This is a genomic window from Nocardia aobensis NBRC 100429, from assembly GCF_000308375.1.
Classification (GTDB): domain Bacteria; phylum Actinomycetota; class Actinomycetes; order Mycobacteriales; family Mycobacteriaceae; genus Nocardia; species Nocardia aobensis.
In genome coordinates this window covers 47446-66489 of record NZ_BAFQ01000052.1, presented here as the reverse complement: position 1 = coordinate 66489, position 19044 = coordinate 47446, and the positions used below count along the sequence as shown (strand labels likewise).

The 19044-nt window shown below is 68.8% G+C and carries 14 protein-coding genes; 8 read left to right on the top strand and 6 right to left on the bottom strand.

What is annotated here, in order from left to right:
- Positions 1-240 precede the first annotated feature (240 nt).
- On the bottom strand, positions 241-1059 hold the full coding sequence (locus RJ03_RS06660) for an MBL fold metallo-hydrolase (RefSeq protein WP_036498987.1): 819 nt from the start codon (positions 1057-1059) through the stop codon (positions 241-243).
- A gap of 106 nt (positions 1060-1165) precedes the next feature.
- On the opposite strand from RJ03_RS06660, the gene RJ03_RS06655 reads away from it, so the two are divergent.
- The 4 genes from RJ03_RS06655 to RJ03_RS06640 are packed head-to-tail and all read left to right on the top strand — an operon-like array spanning position 1166 to position 3656.
- A complete protein-coding gene (locus RJ03_RS06655; protein ID WP_051024392.1) occupies positions 1166-1774 on the top strand; it encodes a helix-turn-helix domain-containing protein in 609 nt (202 codons plus the stop codon).
- A gap of 48 nt (positions 1775-1822) precedes the next feature.
- On the top strand, positions 1823-2158 hold the full coding sequence (locus RJ03_RS06650; RefSeq protein ID WP_036498984.1) for a DUF6221 family protein: 336 nt from the start codon (positions 1823-1825) through the stop codon (positions 2156-2158).
- A 59-nt stretch (positions 2159-2217) separates the two neighbouring features.
- Positions 2218-2556 carry a hypothetical protein gene (locus RJ03_RS06645; RefSeq protein WP_036498981.1) on the top strand — a complete coding sequence of 113 codons (339 nt, stop codon included), beginning with the start codon at positions 2218-2220 and terminating at the stop codon, positions 2554-2556.
- Between the two features lie 59 nt (positions 2557-2615).
- Positions 2616-3656, top strand: a complete 1041-nt coding sequence (locus RJ03_RS06640; protein WP_036498978.1) for a crotonase/enoyl-CoA hydratase family protein — start codon at positions 2616-2618, stop codon at positions 3654-3656.
- A 16-nt stretch (positions 3657-3672) separates the two neighbouring features.
- Here the strand turns inward: RJ03_RS06640 and RJ03_RS06635 are convergent, their stop codons facing one another.
- The gene (locus tag RJ03_RS06635; protein WP_036498976.1) at positions 3673-4164 is read right to left on the bottom strand and encodes a MarR family winged helix-turn-helix transcriptional regulator; all 492 of its coding nucleotides are present in this window, start codon (positions 4162-4164) and stop codon (positions 3673-3675) included.
- Positions 4165-4223: 59 nt separating this feature from the next.
- Here RJ03_RS06635 and RJ03_RS06630 point away from each other — a divergent pair, with 59 nt between their 5' ends.
- Complete coding sequence (locus RJ03_RS06630; protein ID WP_036498974.1) at positions 4224-5201, top strand: pirin family protein; 978 nt, start codon at positions 4224-4226, stop codon at positions 5199-5201.
- A gap of 128 nt (positions 5202-5329) precedes the next feature.
- Positions 5330-5644, top strand: coding sequence for an excalibur calcium-binding domain-containing protein (locus tag RJ03_RS06625; RefSeq protein ID WP_036498971.1), 315 nt, complete (start codon positions 5330-5332; stop codon positions 5642-5644).
- Between the two features lie 76 nt (positions 5645-5720).
- Here the strand turns inward: RJ03_RS06625 and RJ03_RS06620 are convergent, their stop codons facing one another.
- Positions 5721-5945, bottom strand: a complete 225-nt coding sequence (locus RJ03_RS06620; RefSeq protein ID WP_036498967.1) for a DUF3618 domain-containing protein — start codon at positions 5943-5945, stop codon at positions 5721-5723.
- A gap of 100 nt (positions 5946-6045) precedes the next feature.
- Here RJ03_RS06620 and bcp point away from each other — a divergent pair, with 100 nt between their 5' ends.
- Positions 6046-6519 (top strand): thioredoxin-dependent thiol peroxidase, encoded by a 474-nt coding sequence (gene bcp, locus RJ03_RS06615; protein ID WP_036498963.1) that lies wholly within the window; start codon positions 6046-6048, stop codon positions 6517-6519.
- A gap of 72 nt (positions 6520-6591) precedes the next feature.
- Here the strand turns inward: bcp and RJ03_RS06610 are convergent, their stop codons facing one another.
- Positions 6592-7869, bottom strand: a complete 1278-nt coding sequence (locus RJ03_RS06610) for a hypothetical protein (RefSeq protein ID WP_157163357.1) — start codon at positions 7867-7869, stop codon at positions 6592-6594.
- A gap of 328 nt (positions 7870-8197) precedes the next feature.
- Between RJ03_RS06610 and RJ03_RS06605 the strand changes: the two genes are divergently transcribed.
- Entirely contained in the window at positions 8198-8827 is a 630-nt protein-coding gene (locus tag RJ03_RS06605) for a TetR/AcrR family transcriptional regulator (RefSeq protein WP_228533674.1), read from the top strand.
- Between the two features lie 144 nt (positions 8828-8971).
- Here the strand turns inward: RJ03_RS06605 and acpS are convergent, their stop codons facing one another.
- Together acpS and RJ03_RS06595 are read right to left on the bottom strand one after the other, a co-directional pair.
- The gene (gene acpS, locus RJ03_RS06600; protein WP_030517926.1) at positions 8972-9397 is read right to left on the bottom strand and encodes a holo-ACP synthase AcpS; all 426 of its coding nucleotides are present in this window, start codon (positions 9395-9397) and stop codon (positions 8972-8974) included.
- 86 nt (positions 9398-9483) lie between these two features.
- Entirely contained in the window at positions 9484-18834 is a 9351-nt protein-coding gene (locus tag RJ03_RS06595; protein ID WP_036498957.1) for a type I polyketide synthase, read from the bottom strand.
- Between the last annotated feature and the right edge of the window lie 210 nt (positions 18835-19044).

The window sequence follows — 19044 nt, the reverse complement described above, 5'->3', positions numbered from 1 at the left end:
AAACTCGACCCCGAAACCACATACCAACACCAAAAAGTGAGTATTACCAGCACATTGACAGAAACTCTTAATCAGCGGGTTCGGGGTTCGAGTCCCTGATGGCGCACTCCACACGAAGACCCCTGACCTGGGATGCCGGTCAGGGGTCTTCTGTGTTCCCGACTCGAATGGTCGGCGAATTCCACTCGGCCGCAAAGAGATTCCGCGTGCGCCTTGCCACACCGCCCGCGGCCCGGTCGATCAGCCGATCGGTGGTGCCAGGTATTCCAGCGCGTAACCGGCGCCGGCGGGGGTTACGCGGGCGATGCCGGGTGAGTCGAGGTGGGCGCCGGCGACGAAGTGGTGTGGGCGGGTCAGTTGTTCGAGGAGGGCCGCTCGCGCGATGCGGGCCTGCGATTGGTTGCCGTCGAGCTCCCAGGACACGGCCGGCCGATCGAATTGGAGCGTGGGAACGTGCACGGTGTCGCCCCAGACGAGCAGGTGGGCGGCGCGGCTGGTGATGTCGTAGACGGTGTGACCGGGGGTGTGCCCCGGGGTCGGGATCGCCGTGGTCCAGTCGTTGATCGCGACCCGCTCCGATACGGGGACGACCCGGTCGCGCAGCGGCTCCAGCCGACCCGTGAACACCGACGTGTCGCCCGCGCCGATCCACACGCGTTCGAGCTCGGCGAACGCCTCCGAACCGTCCGGTGCGATCAGGCCGCTCACGTGGTCTTCGTGGTTGTGCGTGACGGCCACATCGGTGATCTGCGCGCGATCGATTCCCGCTTCGTCGAGCGCGTCGTAGATCAACCCCATGGTGGGGTCGTGCCAGGCGTTGGACGCGCCGGTGTCGATGAGCACCGATCGCGTGCCGTCGGTGACGAAGAAGGCGTTCACCGACAGCCGCAAGTTGTCGCCGACCAGCGGCACGACGGCCGGCAGCTGCTCGAGCGCGCACCCGTCCTCGTCGCGGAGCCGGGTCGGCGGCATATCGATGTAGCCGTCTCGCAACGAGATCACTTGCAGGTCATCGAATTCGAACGTGGCATGGTGCCGGCCACTCGAAACCAAACGCATCGAACCTCCAGATAGCGCATTGCGCAGTTCTTCGATAGAAGACAACCTCTCCTATCGAAGAAACATACACTGTGGGCGGCGAGATACCCATCGATCGAGGAGCACGGTGGTCGAGCAAGACGCAAACGTGACCGGACCACACCACGGTGACGACCTGGCCGGCGCGTTCGGCGGAAACGTGCGGCGACGCCGCGAGGAGGCGGGCCTGACGCTGGAGCAGTTGTCGACGCAGTCGTCGGTCAGCCGGGCGATGTTGTCCAAGGTCGAACGCGGCGAGAAGAGCCCGACCATCGGCGTCGCGTCCAGGATCGCGCACGCGCTCGACACGTCCCTCTCGGACCTGATCGGCGGGTCGGCTGCTGCCGCATCCGGCTCGGCCGTCGTCCTGCGCAAGAGCGATCGCCCCGTCTTCCGCGACCCGGAAACCGGCTTCGAACGGCATATGGTGTCCGCCGCCCCGGGCGCGGGAACCGGCGAGATGATCGTCCACCACCTCCCCGCACAGGTCTCCACCGGACTGCTGCCCGCGTATCCACCCGGCACCGAGAAACAACTCGTGGTGCTCGACGGCACCCTCACCGTCTTGATCGGCGGGATCAGCGAAACCCTCAACCCGGGGGACTCGCTGTTCTTCCGGGCCGACACGGACCACGGCTTCGCCAACCGGACGAACGCCGCCTGCGAATACATCATGGTGATCTCGCGCCGACCCTGATCGGCCGCCGACCGGAACCGGTCACCGGCCTGGGGCGTCCAAACAATCGTGGGGAGCATTATCGAGTTCATCGATGCGCGGTTACGCGAGGACGAACATGCGGCGCGGGCCGTCGACGGGGAACGGCGGGCGTGGCGGTTCGAGCGCGGTGATCGGAGCGTGCGGGCCGGCGCGCACGACGTGATCGTCGCCGGGAACGGGCCGGCGAATTCGCATATCGCGCGGCACGATCCGGAGCAGGTGCTGCGGGAGGTACTGGCCAAGCGGCTCATCGTCACGCTGGCACAGCTGCCGGACGGGCGCGGGCGAGAGGATCGGTTGTTACGGTGCGTCGCGCTGTGCTGGGCCGACCATGCCGACTATCGACCGGAGTGGATCCTCTAGTCCGGCGCGGCGGTGACGTGGTTAGGCTCGACGGCATCCGTTCGCGATCGGGAACCGATATGGCCGACTACGCACATACCGACCACGCCAGTAAGGGCCGCGCCGAGAAGGCACGACGGCTCGCGGCCTATCTATGGCAGCGCGGGGTCTCCGGCGCCGAACTCGCGACCGTCCCGGCGGCCACGCGCCGAAAACTCGCGCGCGCGGCCGATACCAATCCGCCGAGTACCGACGAGACCTGGACACTGGTCGCACAACTGCTCGACGAGAAGGATGCGTGGGCCACGCGTAACCCGAATCATCCTGCCGCACAACGTGTTCACACGGACGAGAAGATCCTGTGGATCAAACCGCCGGTGACGCCCTGGCTCGCCGACGACGCAAACCCGTCTCCCTGAACCCTGCGGGACCGCGCGCCCCCTTGACAGCAAGAAGTGAACTGGAGTTCACTTCTTGGGTGACCGACGACGCGCACCACTCCGGCACCCGGCCCGCGGCCTGGCGCGAGGACCTGACCAGCGGTGCGGACTCGCTGTTCGCCGACCGTCCGGAACCGGAGCAGGGCCCGGCCTACCGCACCCTCACCTACGAGGTGACCGGCCGCATCGCCCGCATCACGTTCGACCGGCCCGAGCACGGCAATGCCATCACCGCCGATACCCCGATCGAACTCGCGCACGCGGTCGAACGCGCAGACCTCGATCCGCGCGTGCGCGTGATGGTGGTCTCGGGCCGCGGCAAGGGATTCTGCGGCGGCTACGACCTCTCGATCTTCGCGGAGAACGGCCTGTCCCCCACCGTGTCGGCCCAGCCCACGACCGGAACCGTCCTCGATCCGGTGGTGCAGGCGCGCAACCACAACCCTTGGGGCACATGGGATCCCATGGTCGACTATCAGATGATGAGCCGGTTCAACCGCGGCTTCTCCAGCTTGCTGCACGCGAACAAGCCGACGGTCGCCAAACTGCACGGATTCGCCGTCGCGGGCGGCACCGATATCGCGCTGTTCTGCGATCAGATCATCTGCGCCGACGACACCAAGATCGGCTATCCCCCCACCCGGGTGTGGGGTATTCCGGCCGCGGGGATGTGGGCGCACCGGCTCGGCGATCAGAGGGCGAAGCGGTTGTTGTTCACCGGCGACTGCCTCAGCGGTAGACAGGCCGAAGAGTGGGGCCTGGCCGTGGAGTCCTGCCCCGCGGACGAGCTCGACGAACGCACCGAACAACTGCTGCAACGCATTTCGCGCATGCCGATCAATCAGCTGATCATGGCGAAACTCGCGCTCAACAGCTCACTGTTGGCTCAGGGCGTCGCCAATTCCGGGATGGTCAGCACCGTCTTCGACGGTATCTCCCGGCACACCCGCGAAGGGTATGCCTTCCAATTGCGTTCGGCCACTACCGGTTTCCGGGAGGCGGTCCGGGAACGCGACGAACCGTTCGGCGATTGGAAGCGAACGCAGTTCGAACGACCGCACGGCACCGACGAGACGTGAGCGTCCGGGTCGGACCTCACTCCGACGGATCGAGCCGGCCGACCTTCCCGGGTTCATCCGCGTCGCTCTCGGCCCGCGCACTGACCTTGTCCGACAGAGACCGCAGCGCCCGGGCCTCCACATCGCTCAACTGATCGACGAACAGCCGCCGCACCAATTCGACATGCCGGGGCGCGGCCTGTTCCAGTGCCCGGCGACCGGAATCGGTGAGACAGATCAGCCGGCCGCGCGCATCGTCGGCGGCCGGACTGCGCACCACCAGCCCCCGCTTGTCCATCCGCGCCAGATGCTTCGACAGCCGGCTCTTGTCCCAGCAGATCTGCGCGGCCAGGTCGCGGGCCCGCACACTCCCCTCGTGCGCGCCGGACAGCGCCACCAGAATCTCGTAATCGGAGACCGAGAGTCCGTCGCGGGCGAGCCCGGCGGCCATCGCGGCGTCGAGCCGCTGACGCAGCCGGATGTACGCAGACCAGGTCTGTTGCTCCTGTTCGTCCAGCCACCGCACCATGGGAATGATCCTACCGAGTTATTGGTTGACATGGACACCAACCGGCCTAGGAGGACATCATGCCCGCGATCACCGTCGACGACATCCTGGTGCTGCCGCGACTGCCCCGCCCGGAGCAGACCATGCGACAGCGGCCGGTCCGGACCGTGACCACCGCCCACAAACAACTCGAGGGCGCCGGATTCGAGGTGCGCCGGCCGTTCCCGAGCCTCGATGTGCGCACCGCCGACCCGTTCATCCTGCTCGACCACATGGGCCCGGTCGCCTACGAGCCCTACCAGGCCAAAGGCGCCCCGTGGCATCCGCACCGCGGTTTCGAAACCGTCACCTACATGATCGACGGAACCATGGTTCACCACGATTCCAACGGCGGCGGCGGAACGATCGCCGAGGGCGACACCCAGTGGATGACCGCCGGCTCGGGCATCCTGCACGACGAACTACCCGCCGAGGAACTGGTGATCTCGGGCGGCGTCTTCCACGGTGTGCAGCTGTGGGTCAACCTGCCGCGGTCGCTGAAGATGGCGGACCCGCGCTACCAGGATCTGCGCGCGAGCGAGCTGACACTGGTCACCTCCCACGACGGCGGCGCACTCGTCCGCATCATCGCCGGCAACGTCGGCGGATATGAAGGCCCCGGCTCGACCTACACGCCCATCGCCTACGCGCACGCCTCGATCAGTCCCGGCGCGCGGCTGGAAACGCCGTGGCCGCAGGAGTTCACCGCGATGGCCTACGTGCTGGCCGGCAGCGGCACCGTCGGCGACGAGGGCCGCGCCCTCACCGAGGGACAACTGGCGGTACTCGGCCACGGCGAGGCCGTCGCGCTGACCGCCGACGACCGCCAGGAGGGACCCACCGGTCAATTCGAGGTATTACTGCTGGGCGGCGCGCCGATTCGCGAACCGGTCGTGCAATACGGTCCGTTCGTGATGAATTCCAAACAGGAAATCATCGACGCGGTAACCGATTTCGAGGCCGGACGAATGGGACGTATTCCGGCGGAACATATGACGGGCCGCCGCCTGGGTGAATAAGCGGCTCTCGGCCGTGCGGTTGACAACGGCGGTCGCCATCAGAACAGTAGACTCGGCGGTTCCGGCCCTGCCACCGCGGGGAGTGCGGCCGGTCCGCCGTATCAACCGCAGCTGACATCGAGGAATACATGAACGTTCGCAGGCTAATCGTGACCGGCGCGGGCTTGATCACCCTCGCCGCCCCGATCGTCTCCACCGCCCCGTCCGCCCTGGCCGACGGTTTCATCCCCACCGGTTCCGCCGGTACCGGATCCTCCGGTATCGATGACGCCATCGGCGCCACCGGCTCGGCAGGGCTGACGCAGACGGGTTCGGCGGGAGGCACGTTCAAGAACTGTGACGAGGCCCGGGCGGCGGGTCGCGCCCCGCTGTTCCGTGGTGAGCCCGGCTATTCGCCGCACCTGGATCCCGACGGCACCGGTATGGCCTGCCCGACCGTCTGATCCGCGCGGTAATCGCCGCAGACGACAAAGAACCCGGTGTGACACTGTCACACCGGGTTCCGTCGTTTCTGCGGCGTCAGCGGCGGAAGATCTTGATCAGCACCAGCACGCCGACCAGAGCACCCGCGCCGATCAGGCTGTACTTCACCTTCGGCTCGTTCACCTTCGCCACCACGGCCTTCTTGGTGTTGTCGGCGATCCGCTGCGGGTCCGCCCGCACCGCGAGCTCGTCGAGTGTGCCCGCGAGCCGGTTGCGCGCGGCTTCGATCTCCCGCTCGATGTGCTCGGTATCCCTCGCCACATTGTCTCCTGTTGTCGTTCCGGTAGGTCGCTGGCCGTCGAGTCTATCCGCCGTCGCCGATGTCGCGTCCGTTGTCACATCGGTGGGCTACCGTGCTGGCATGACCGATACCAAAAAACTCGGCCCCGGCGACCCCGCGCCGGATTTCACGCTTCCCGACGCCGACGGTAAGCCGGTGTCGCTGGCGGACTACCGCGGCCGCAAGGTGATCGTCTACTTCTACCCGGCCGCGAGTACGCCCGGCTGCACCAAGCAGGCGTGCGACTTCCGCGACAACCTGGCCGAATTGAACGAGGCCGGCCTCGACGTCCTCGGCATTTCGCCCGACAAACCCGCGAAACTGGCGAAATTCCGGGACAACGAGAAGCTGACCTTCCCGCTGCTGTCCGATCCCGAGCGCGAAGTGCTCCAGGAATGGGGCGCCTACGGCGAGAAGACGATGTACGGAAAGCGCATCACCGGCGTCATCCGCTCCACCTTCCTCGTCGACGAGGAGGGCGTCGTCCAGGTGGCGCAGTACAACGTGCGCGCGACCGGGCATGTGGCGAAGTTGCGCCGCGACCTGTCGGTGTAGCGCGGACCGGGACGGACGAGACGAGGGGCCCGGGACGATCGTCCCGGGCCCCTCGTCGGCTCTTCGCGGCCTTCAGTCGCGCTGCGGCATCATCGCGACCATCCACCGCAGTGTCAGCCGCCAATGGTTGTCCCACCACTCGTTGAATTCGGCGGTGCCGAGCTGCGGCGGCGCCGACTCACCCGGAAACAGCAGCGAGCCGTTGGGTGCGCCGACAGGTTCGGTCGGTGCGGGAATCACCGACTTCGCCTGCGGCTCCGGTGAATCCGGTTGCGGCGCCTCCTTCGCCAGGCGCTTCGGCTCACTCGCCGGATCCGAACCGCGCACGCCCAGCCAGGACGATCCGTCCGGACCCCAGCCGGCGGAGGCCGGATCGGCGGTCGACGGATCCGGCGCGGCATGCCGCGGTCCCGACGACGGCTGGTCGGCAGGACCGTCGACCGGCAATTCCGGAATCGAATCCACTGCGGGCAGACCGGGTTCCGGGCGGGCGTGACGCGGACCCCGGCTCGGCTGCGCGTTGCGGGCGTCGGCGAGGCGGGTGGTGGCATCCGAACGCGGATGGTCGGTGAGCTCGTGCACGCCACCGATGGTCAGCCCCCCGGCCAGCACGCTCGCCGCGGCGACCACCGCGACCGAATTGCGTGACACCCGTGCGCGATCCCCCACGCCCGCGACGAAAGCCTCCGGCTGCACCACGAGCGCCGCACCGATCGCCGACCCGGCCGTCGCGACGGCACACGGGATCACCGGCGCGTTGAAGCCCGCCGACAACACCGCGGCGACTCCCGGATGCTCCGCGGCCGAGCCGATCGCGACGACCGCGCTGGGCCGCACGCCCGCCGCATCCAGCTGATCCCACGCGGCCGCGATACCCAGCCGCACCGAATCCTCGGAGACGAAACCGGCGGCAGTCGCCGTGGCCGCGACCACCCGGTCGCGATGCGGTGAAATCAGCGAGAAGCCTTGATATCCCGGCATCAGCTCGCAGGTCAGCAGATGGTCGAATTCGCTCGCCCAGGTCATCGCGCGGGCCAGCGCCAGATGCGCCGACTTGGCCGAGACCAGCGAGGCCTCGTACCACGGCCCGGACGCCAATCCGGTGACCACCGCCCGCCGGCCCGCCGCATCGCGGTAGGTGACCGCCGCCCCGGCGATCTCGTACTCCGCCTCGACCTCCGCGGCGAGTCCGTCCAGCAGCGATTCGATCAGTCCGGGCAGTCCGGCCGGCGCCGTGGCGCCGAGTTCGGCCACGTGGTGCGCGAGCACCCGGTCGGTCAGTTTTGCGCTTCCGTCGCGCAGGGCCACCGCGTCCACGCAGTCGCGGGCGATCGAAGCTCCGAGAGTCACCACAGGTCGAACCACCACAGATCAAGCCTTCCGTGTGCAGGAACCGCCCCGGAGAAGCTGCGCCGAGCAGCGGTTCAGCGCCGCAGCGGGAACGATCGACAATCGCCACGCCCCCGCTGATGTAGATCTACTCGGTATGTGTTCGTCACCACATTCGGCGTGGATGGGTTATGAATCGGACCGAATCGCGGGTACGGAAGTCGGCACCGTGTGTCATCCGCGTGTCGCTACCGCTAGCCTGGTGTATGTGGTGGAAGCGCGCACGGCACCGAGGTCGAACCGGCGTCCTGATCCGGCGTTGGAGCTGCAGGACGACCCACAGGAGTTGATGCCGCGCCGGCGGCCCACCCAGGAACGCAGCAAGCGCAAATTCGATGCGCTGCTGCAATCGTCGCGCGAACTACTGGTCGAGGTCGGATTCGAATCGTTCACCTGCGAGGAGGTCGCCGCCCGCGCCGAGGTGCCGATCGGCACGCTGTATCAGTTCTTCGCCAACAAATACGTCATCGTCTGCGAATTGAATCGCCAAGACCTGGTGGCCGTTTCCCAGGAGCTCGCCGACTTCCACGGCGAAATTCCGTCGATGGACTGGCTGCGGCATATGAACAAGCTCGTCGACCACCTCGCGGAACTGTGGATGACCGATCCGTCGCGGCGCGAGGTGTGGCTGGCCATGCAGTCGACCCCGTCGACCCGCGCCACCGGCGCCATCCACGAGAAGGAATTCGCCGAGGCGGTCCAGCAGATGCTGCGGCCGCTGATGCCGCGCACCCCGCGCGGGCGCCGCTCGATGATGGCGCAGGTGCTGGTGCACGTGGTGTATTCGATGCTGAACTTCTCGGTACAGGACGGCCTCAGCCACGAAGCGGCCGTGGCCGAACTCAAGCGGCTCATGGTCGCGTACCTGTTGATCGCGGAGAAGGAATCGCGCACCGGACAACGCGATACGACGGCCTGATCGCGCCCGACTCGCACCGGTCGCCGACAGGACTTTCCGTCGCTCCGACGAAGGGCGGAACCGGCGACGTGTGAGCGAGACGTCGCCGGTTCCGGCCTTCGCAGGAGCGACGGGCCGACTCGGGCCACTGAAGCCCGTACCGCCTCAGGGATTTTCGATCAGATCGGCCAATTCGCCCGGATCCTCGAGAACGACCATCGCGGCGGCCGTATCGCCGTCATGCGTGATCGACAGGTGCACCCGCACCCGCGGCAGGAATTCCGCCGCCAGTCCGTGCAGTTTGATGCTGGGCCGGCCCCAGGCGTCGTTCACCACTTCGATGAGCGGATACGGGTTGTCACCGATCTGCGGGCGGCGGGCGAACCGGGAGGTGGCCCATGCTTTGAGCACGGCCTCCTTGGCCGCCCACCGCGCCGCGAAGCTGCGGGCCGGATCGGTGCCCTTGCTCTGACAGTAACGCCGCTCACCCGCGGTGAAACTCTCCCGGAGCATGGTGGTTCCGGCCCGTTCGAGCTGTTCGGCGAAATCGGAGATGGTCACCAGATCCAGGCCGATACCGAGGATGGTCATGAATCCGCAGCCTACGGATTCGGCGAGCCATCATCGGTATCGGCGGATCGTTACCCGGGAGTTGTTACTTCCCGGGCCCGATCTCCTTACTTCTCGGCCTCCCGGTTACCGGCCAGTTCGCCTGTGCCGCAGGAACCGTGGGCCAGATACAGCCCCTCCGCACCCAGGCGGGCCTCCGCCGAGAGCAGCACGTCGGCCTCGAGCTGACGGATCTGCTTGGCGGGAGTGCCGTCGCCGCCGAGACGGCGGTCGGCGGGCCGCTCGTAGAGCGGTTCACCACCGCACATCGCCTCGACCAGCCGCTGACGGCCGGCCAGGCGGCGTTCCTCGGCGCGGCGCAGGTAGTCGTCGCGGCGCTGCGGATCGAGCGCCGCGACGAAGGCCTGCGGATGCACGACCGCCAGCAGGCCGGACACGTGCCCGAACCCGAGCGAGGTCACCATTCCGGCCTTGAGCGCGAACCGATCCCCGAACCGCAGCGGCTGCCGCGGCCACACCAGATGCGGATACTCGGCCATCTTCTCGTCGACGCAGTCGAGGCTGCGGTTCGGCGGAATCACGCCCTGCTCCAGCACCTGGCACAGCCCGATCAGCTGGAAGGCGGCCGCACCGCCCTTGGCATGACCGGTCAGCGACTTCTGCGAAATCACGAACATCGGTGCGCCTTCGGAACGGCCCAGCGCGCCGGCCAGCCGCTCGTGCAGCTCCGATTCGTTGGGATCGTTGGCGGCGGTGGAGGTGTCGTGCTTGGAGATCACCGCGATCTCGTCCGGAGTCACGCCGAGCTTGCGCAGTTCGGCGGCCAGCCGCGATTCCGCACCGCCGCGGCCCGCGCCGAGCGCGCCCAGTCCGGGGGCCGGGATCGAGGTGTGCACGCCGTCGGCGAAGGACTGCGCGAACGCGACCACGCCGAGGACCGGCAGGCCGAACTCCGCGGCGATGTCACCGCGGGCCAGCAGAACCGTTCCGCCACCCTGGGATTCGACGAACCCACCGCGGCGGCGGTCGTTGGCCCGGGAGAAGTAGCGGTCGCTGATGCCCTTGGCGCTCATGGCCGCCGAATCCGCGGTCGCCGACATGTCACCGAACCCGACGATGCCCTCGATACCGAGATCGTCGTAACCGCCGGCGACCACGACCTCGGCCTTGCCGAGACGGATCTTGTCGACACCCTCCTCGACCGATACCGCCGCGGTCGCACACGCCGCGACCGGGTGGATCATGCCGCCGTAGCTGCCGACGTAGGACTGAACCACATGCGCCAGTGCGACGTTCGGCAACGCCTCCTGGAGGATGTCGTTGGCCCGCGGCTCACCGAGCAGGTTGTCGATGTAGAGCGAGCGCATCGACGACATACCGCCCATACCGGTGCCCTGGGTGTTGGTCACCATCGCCGGGTGCACCCAGCTCATCAGCTCGGCGGGACTGAAGCCGCTGGACAGGAACGCGTCCACGGTGCAGACGATGTTCCACAGCGCCACGCGGTCCACCGAACTCGCCATATCCGGCGAGATGCCCCAGCGGGTCGGATCCCAGCCCTCGGGGATCTGGCCGCCGACGGTGCGCGACAGCTTCGCCTTGCGCGGCACCCGAATCTCGGTGCCCGCCTGGCGAATCACCTGCCAGTCGCTGGAATCGGCGACGGGGCTGATCACGGTGTGCTCGGGGTCGGCGGCGTAGAACGCGCGAGCCTCTGCCTCGCTGTTGACCACGAAGCTCAGATCCCGGTCGAGGAAGACGGAGGTGAGCAGCGGCGCGGCGTTGTCGATCATGGAACCGTCGTCGCCGTAGCGGCGGATGCCGCAGCGCTGTACGACGGCGTCGTGGTAGCGCTCGGCCAGCTCCGATTCCTCGACGTAGTCGCCGCTTTCGACGTCGTACCAGCCCGGCTTCGGGTCGTTCTCCCAGGTGACCAGACCGGTGGTCCACGCCAGTTCCAGGACGCCGGCCGCGGACAGTTCGTCGGCGACCTCCATCTCGAAGCGCGTGCGCGCGGAGCCGTAGGGCCCGAGCTCACCGGCGCCGATGATCACGACCATATCGGCGAGATCGGCGGTGACGGAACCCCATTCGGGAGTCGGCAGGGCCGAGGTGAGCGTCGGCGGCACCGGCAGCGCCGGGACCGTCGCGCGCTCGTCATCGGCGACGGCCTCCGGCTCGCGCTCGACATCGTCGGCCAGCGCGGACAGATCCAGCTTCGCTCCGGCCAGGCCACCGGTGAGGTCGATCTGCTGCGGGCCGGTGGCGGTGACGGCGCGAGCCCGCGACGTGCACCACTTGAGCAGTTCGTCGGCCATCTCCTGCGTGGACCAGGTGTGCACGCCGGCCTTCTCCACGGCCGCGACCAGCGGATCGTTATGACCCATCAGGCCGGTGCCGCGCACCCAGCCGATCATCGCGTGCACCATGGTGACCCGCTGCGCCCACGACTTCTCCACCCGCCACTTGGCGATCACCGCGTCCAGCGCGGCCTTCGACTCGCCGTAGGCGCCGTCGCCGCCGAACATGCCGCGGTTGGGCGAACCCGGAAGCACCACATGCAGTTTCGCGTCGACGTCGTGGTCGGCGCCGAGGGCGGACAGACCGCCGATCAGGCGCTCCACCGACCACAGCAGGACCCGCATCTCCATTTCGGCGCGCGCGCCGGCATCGGCCAGATCACCGGCCACCCGCGGGGCGGCGAACGGCAGCAGCAGCGTCGGGGTCATCGCGGGCTTCACGAGCACCTTCGCGCCACCGGCGTTGTCGGTCTGCTCGTTGCCGACCCAGTCGATCAGTGCGTCGATATCGGAGTAGGAGGCCATATTCGCCGGCACCACCCACAGCGCGGCTCCCGCACGAGCGTGGTCGCGGTAGAGCTGCTTGTAGAAGGCGAGGCGGTCGTCGTCGAGCTTGGACGTGGTGAGGATGACGGTCGCACCACCGGCGAGCAGCCGGCCCGCGATCGAGGCCGCGATGGACCCCTTGCTCGCGCCCGTGATCACCGCGGTGTCGGCGGACCAGACACCCTCGTCGGTGCTCAGGGCCACCTCGGCGATCCGCTCATAGGTACGTGCCAGCACCGAACGCGCCTCGCCCATAGCGAGTTTGCGCCACCACTGCGCCTGTGCCGCAACGGCCTTACCGGCTCCGACGAAGCTGTCGACCGTGTCCTCGCCCGAACCACCCAGCCACAGGGTGGCCAGATCCTCGCGGGCGGTGGCCCAGCGGTCGTCGATCAGCACCGCCTTGCGCGCGTCGAAGGCCGGAGCCACCAAACGCGGCCAGTCCGAACCCAATTCGGCCGAAACCAGGTCGACCAGCGATTCGTCGCTCGCCTCCGGCGCCGACACGTGGTCGGTGAGGCCCAGCTGCTCGAGCACGACCCGGGCGGCGGTCGCCAGCACACCGTCGCGCCCGGTGATCTGCTCGGTGAATTCACCGAGGGCGGCCGCGTCGACCGTGGCGCCACCGCCACCACCGGCGGCCGGCAGCGCGACGCTGATTCCGCGGCGCGCGGCGACGGCCTGCACGGCGGCGTCGATCGCGGCATCCACCGAAGCGCCGTCGCTCAACGCACCGGAGACCAGTCCACCGAGATCCCCGCCGCGCACGCTGGCGCCCTCGCGGGTGCCCAGCGACACCTCGGCGGTGACGTGGTGGGCCCAGCCGTCGCCGAGCTGCCACACCTTCTTCACCCGATCGGCGATCGCCGCCGGGCGCTTACCCGAGGGTCCGAACACCTTGCGCAGGTGGTCGCCGATGGCGTCGGACAGCACCGAACCGAACGGCTTGTAGGTGCGGGCCAGCCGGTCGACGGTCGCCGACAGCGCGCCCATATCGGCATCGGCGGCACCGTCGATCGCGCCCAGCGACAGCTCCGAGCCGAGGTCGACCAGCAGCTGGTTGCGTCGCGAGGACACACCGTCGCACAGCGCCTCGATGGTGTCCACGGGACCGATCTGGTCCAGCCGCAGCTTGGTCCACAACGCGATCAGCACGCGGGTGGCGTCGGCGGCGGTGAAGGTGATGTCGTCGGGGCGGGGACCACCGGAGGCGGCGACCGGAGCCGGCGCCGGGGCGGCCGCGGCGGCCGTCGCGGCCGGAACCGCCTCGGCCACAGTCTCTTCCGGCTCGTCCACCGGAGCCGGATCGGTATCGGTGGAGTACACCACGCCGGCCTCGCGCTCGATGTTGAGCACCTCGACCTTGGTGGCGGAGTACTGCGGCAACTTCAGGGTGTTGCCCGCCAGGTTCGCCACGGTCGGCGTCGCCGCCAGGCCGATCTCGACGAACCGCTCCACACCGAGGCCACCGCGTCCGGTGTCGGAGAACAGCAGATCCTGGGTCTCGATCCACCGCACCGGGCTGGCGAACTGCCAGGCCAGCAGCTCGATCAGCACCACCCGGCACAGTTCCTCCGGACGCGCGGCCCACGACTCGAAGTCGTCGAGCACCGCACGCAGCGGCTCCGACGGCACGTAGCCGGCGATCTCGGCGATGAAGTCGCGCTCCAGCGAGAACGGCCGCGGCACCAGGTTCGGAATGTAGCGTCCGGCAAGGACTTCCGGATGCAGATTCTCCGGCAGCAGCTCCTCGAGCTTGTTGCGGAACTCCGGCACACCCTTGCGCAGCACCGTCGAGTGGAACGGCACGTCGATACCCGGCACCAGGACGAAGGCACGCTTGCCGCCGAATTCGGCACGGCGACGCTCGATTTCGGCTTCCAGCTCCTCGAGCCCGGCGACCGTACCCGCGATCGCGTACTGCGAACCGCGCAGGTTCAGGTTCACCACCTCGAGGAATTCTCCGACACGCTCACCGACGCCGGCGACGAAGTCGATCACCTCGGCGTCGGGCAGCCCGATCTGCGACGGCCGGATGGCGGCCATCCGATAGTCGCTGCGGCCCTGCGCATCCCGGGGCACCAGCTCGTGCATGGCCGAGCCGCGCTGGAAGACGACCTCGAGCACGGCTTCCAGCGGAAGCACACCGGCGACCGCGGCCAGCGCGTTGTACTCACCGACGGAGTGACCCGCCAGCATCGCGCCCTCGACGAACGCACCGGCCTCACGCAGTTCGGCGACCTGCGCCACACCGAGGGTGGCCATCGCGACCTGAGTGAACTGGGTCAGATGCAGAACACCCTGCGGGTGGCGGTATTCCACGCCGCGGGCCTTGAGGTAGGTCGGGTTGTCGCGCACCACGGCGAGGATCGAGAAGCCCAGGGCTTCCCGGGTGTGCTTGTCGGCGCGATCCCACACCTGCTTGGCCGCCTTCGACCGCGACCGGGCGTCCAGTCCCATCCCCTTGGTCTGGATGCCCTGACCGGGGAAGGCATAGACGGTCTTGGGGGCCGCGAGCCGGGCGGTCGCGGTCATCACCAGATCACCGCCGGTCCGGCAGGACACCTCGACGATCTCGCAGCCGCGGTCGACGGCGATCCGCTCGACGCGCACATCGATCTGCGCGCCCGGCCGGACCATACCGAGGAATCGGGTGGTCCAGGCGGTGACAGTGCGTGCGGGCAGCGGAGATTCGGGATCCACCGCCGAGACCGCGTGCTGGGCCGCGGCCGACAGCCACATGCCGTGCACGATCGGGCTGCCCAGGCCCGCGAGTTTCGCGGCGGCGTTGCTGGTGTGGATCGGGTTGTGGTCGCCGGAGACCTCGGCGAAGGCAGCCATGGCCCGCGGCGCGGTGAGCGTGACGTCGCGACGGCGGCGACGCGGGGTTTCGGTCGCCTCCTCGGACACCGTCCCGGCCGCACGCGGCGGATCGGTAAGTTCGCCGGCGCCGTTGCGGCCGCGAATCGCGAAGCGCTCCACCAGCGTTGCGACGGTCGGGGTCTCCAGACCGTGATCGCGCATGACGCCGACGGTGACCCGCACCTCGACGACGCGGCCCAGGTCGGTGTCGATCACCGACGCGGATTCCGCGCGCACGCTGAGCACCGCCGGATCGCTGGGCAGCTCGCGCACCAGATCGACCTGGTGGTCCAGGTGCACCAGATCCAGCATGCCCTCGATAACGCTGATGACGCTTCCGTTTTCGCCCTCGACACGGCTCGCGCCGAGCACGGCGAAGACGGCCGGCCAGCAGGCGCCGACCAGCACGTCGGGAACCCGGCTGCCGATGGTGCTGAGGCCCTCCGGCAGACCCGAACCGGTCACACCGGCGTGGTCGGCGACCATATCGGGCGTCCACGCCAGATTCACGTGTGCGACATGAGTTCCGTTGGCGGACTTGATCTCCGGCAGCGCCTGCCCGGCGGCCACGGCCAGCAGGGCCGACATCGCGGTCTCGGCATCGGCTTCGGTCACCACCGGGGCGCCACCGTTGTAGACCGAGCCCGGCACGGTGATGCGGATCCGGACCTCGTTCGCGGGCGACAGCGGGACGGCCAGTTCGACGTAGGCGTTGTCGGCGTCCGGACCGGTCGCGGGAACCAGGGTGGCGCCGGTCGGGCGGTGCAACGCGCCCTGGGTGTCGACGGTCCACTCGCGCAGATCGCCGAGCCGGTGCACCGGGTTCGTGGTGGTGCGTCCGGCCCACTGCACGTCGGGCGCGGCCAGCACGATGTCGATGGCGCCGGAACCGATGTCGGCCCGGCGGCGGCCGTCGACGGCGGCGGGGGTGACGCCGCCGCGGATCAGCGTGTAGGCGGTGTCCTGTTCGAAACGATCGAGCAGTTCACCGACCGGCTCGTCGACGCGGGTGATGCCGGCGACCGAGACGGTGCCGGGGATCACGCACACCTGGTCGGCGGTGTAGCGCGGGTCGTGGGCCTGCCACAGCGAGTCCGAGCGCCACCAGCGGCGCACATCGGCGTCGACGACCGGGACGAAGTTGACCGGCTTGCCGGGGGTCTTGCACAGCGAGACGAAGAACGGCACATCGGCCGGGTGCAGGACGGTCTCGGCGGCGGCCGGGTAGTGCTCCTTCAGCGTGCAGATCACGTGCACCGGCCGTTCGAAGACGCTGTCGTCGTCGAACAGGGTCGGGATGCGGCCGCGGTCGGCGGGGTTGAGGCGGCCCTCGACGCGGCGCACCATCTCGGCGAACCGATCCCGCCAGGTGATGTCGGCCCACACCGAGCGAGTGGCGTCGGCGATGGCGTCACCGAGGTCGGTGCCGCAGTCGAAGCCGTCGCGACCGGCGCGCTGATGTTCGGGCAGCAGTGCGGCCAGCTCCACGTAGCGTTCCAGCCAGCGCAGGTACGTCATGCTCGCGACGTCGCCGAAGTAGGGCTTGGCAGTGCTGTCGAGCGCCTCGATGATCTCGTCGCGGCGCGCGGCCACGGCCTCGGCGTCGCCGGCGACCTCGTCGAGCAGGCGGCCGGTGCGCGAGGCGGAGTTGTCGATCTCGTGGATGTCGGCGCCCAATTGGCTACGGCCGGAGGCCATTCCGCCGGTAGCCGTCCCGGCGGCGACCCAGTCGGGGGTGCCGGGGGTGTCGACCAGCAGCTGCTTGACCTCAGGTGCGGTGGTGGCCTCCAGGGTGGCCATGGCCGCGGTGCCGACCAGCACGCCGTCCAGCGGCATCTTGGGGTAGCCGTGGGAGACCGACCATTCGCCGGTCAGATATTCGGTGGCCCGCTCCGGGGTGCCGATGCCACCGCCGACGCAGATCACGACGTTGTCGCGGTTGCGCAATTCGGCGTAGGTCTCGAGCAGCAGGTCGTCGAGGTCCTCCCAGGAGTGGTGGCCACCCGCGCGGCCACCCTCGATGTGCATGATCACCGGGTAATCCGGTACCTCGTCGGCGATGCGCAGCACCGCGCGGATCTGCGCGACGGTGCCGGGCTTGAACGCGACGTGGGCGATACCGGCCTCGGTCAGCTCGGCGATCAGCGCTACGGCCTCGTCGAGTTCGGGGATGCCGGCGGTCACGACCACGCCGTCGAACGGGGCGCCGGCGGTGCGCGAGCGCTGCACCAGTCGCTTACCGCCCAGCTGCAACTTCCACAGGTACGGGTCGAGGAACAGCGAGTTGAACTGCACGGCCCGGCCGGGCTGCAGCAGGGTCTTCAGCTCGGCGACCCGATCGGCGAAGATCTGCTCGGTCACCTGACCGCCACCGGCCAGCTCGGCCCAGTGGCCCGCATTCGCCGCGGCGGCAACGATTTTCGCGTCGACCGTGGTCGGGGTCATACCGGCCAGCAGGATCGGCGACCGGCCGGTCAGGCGGGTGAACGAGGTTTCGACCACGATGCGGCCGTTGGGAAGCCGAATCGGCTTGGGCGCGAAGGCATCCCACGCCGGTGCGACCTGCGGGGCCGCGCCGGGAGTGAACAGGCTGCGCTGTCCGGGCCGGGTGGCGACCGCGAGGATTCCGACGCCGGTGCCCTTGAGCGAACCCTGGGTCAGGCGGCTCAGCAGATCGCCGGGGCCGATATCCAGAATCCATTGGGCCCCACCGGAAACGGTGTCGTCGACGACCTGTACCCAATCCACCGGGTCGACCAGAATGCTGCGGGCGAGCTGCGCGGCGAGTTCGGTGTCGATCTCACACTGCGCGGCCCACGTCGACACCAGTTCGACGGTCTCGGCCAGCGCCGGGTGATGGAACGCGACCTCGACCTGGACGTCCTCGAAGACCGGGGCGAACACCGCACCGCCGCGCTTCTTGGCGTCGCGATCGCGAGTCTGTTCGGCGTTGATCTCGGCACAGCGCTGCCGCACCCGCTCCAGTTGCGCCACGGTGCCGGACAGGACCGCCCGCCGGCGGCCGTTGCGAATCGACACCACCGCGGCGACATTCGGATCCACACCCTCCGACACCTCGGCCACGACCGCGCGCAGCTCGTCGGGGTCGACATTGGACACCGCGACCATCGGCGATTTGTCGCCCACCGGGATGAGACCGCGCCGGCGCGCCACCAGTGTGGCTGCCGCACCGATCAACTGGGCCAGCGCGAGCAGTTCCGCGTCGCGCGCACCGTGGGCGGTCGCGGCCTCGGCGGCGAGCAGGCCCTGGGAGTGGCCGACGATGCCGGTCGGCGCGTGCTCGGCCGGATCCAGCCCCTGCATCCGCAACGCGCGCAGCGCGGCGACCTGGGCGAGGAACACACCCGGCATCGACACCGCGGCGGAGCGCAGCGCCTGCGCGGACGGCGCCGCCGACTCCTCCCCTTCCGCACCGTCGGCGAGCTCGTCCTCGAGCATCCACGCGATCGGGTCGAAGCCGACGGGCCGGACCACCAGCAGCTGCGCCGCCACCGGTTCCAGCCGCGCGTCCGCCTCGCGCACGAGGGCGGTCAACTCGGGCTCGAGTGCGCTGTCGCGGCCGATCTCCTCGAGCTCCCGCAGCCACTGCGCCCCCTGCCCCCCGAAGGCCAGCGCGTACTTCTCACCACCGAGCAGGCGATCCAGCAGCGACGACTTGATACCCGTATCCGAAACTCCCCCAACGACCTTCGCGTTCGTTCCGGTCCCGGTGCGTTCGTTGATCGTCAAGACGTATCGACTTCCTTCTCGTGGCGGCTCACCCCGCGGGGGCCCGCTCTTGCGTGCACAGGCGTCCCTCACCCCTGAGGACCTGACGAAGCCTCAGGTTCGCACAAAATCATGAGGAAAGCCTCACGTTTCCCCGGCCCCTACATCCCTACCGTCGAGTATTTCGGTACGTACGTACAAGAACGCCACCAAACATGACCCTCCCTCATG

Excerpts from the sequence above, each read along its gene's own strand:
- RJ03_RS06630 (WP_036498974.1), top strand. The coding sequence starts at position 4,224 with ATGCCCGCGATCACCGTCGACGACATCCTGGTGCTGCCGCGACTGCCC.
- RJ03_RS06660 (WP_036498987.1), bottom strand. The coding sequence starts at position 1,059 with ATGCGTTTGGTTTCGAGTGGCCGGCACCATGCCACGTTCGAATTCGAT.
- RJ03_RS06605 (WP_228533674.1), top strand. The coding sequence starts at position 8,198 with ATGCCGCGCCGGCGGCCCACCCAGGAACGCAGCAAGCGCAAATTCGAT.
- acpS (WP_030517926.1), bottom strand. The coding sequence starts at position 9,397 with ATGACCATCCTCGGTATCGGCCTGGATCTGGTGACCATCTCCGATTTC.
- RJ03_RS06635 (WP_036498976.1), bottom strand. The coding sequence starts at position 4,164 with ATGGTGCGGTGGCTGGACGAACAGGAGCAACAGACCTGGTCTGCGTAC.
- bcp (WP_036498963.1), top strand. The coding sequence starts at position 6,046 with ATGACCGATACCAAAAAACTCGGCCCCGGCGACCCCGCGCCGGATTTC.
- RJ03_RS06645 (WP_036498981.1), top strand. The coding sequence starts at position 2,218 with ATGGCCGACTACGCACATACCGACCACGCCAGTAAGGGCCGCGCCGAG.
- RJ03_RS06625 (WP_036498971.1), top strand. The coding sequence starts at position 5,330 with ATGAACGTTCGCAGGCTAATCGTGACCGGCGCGGGCTTGATCACCCTC.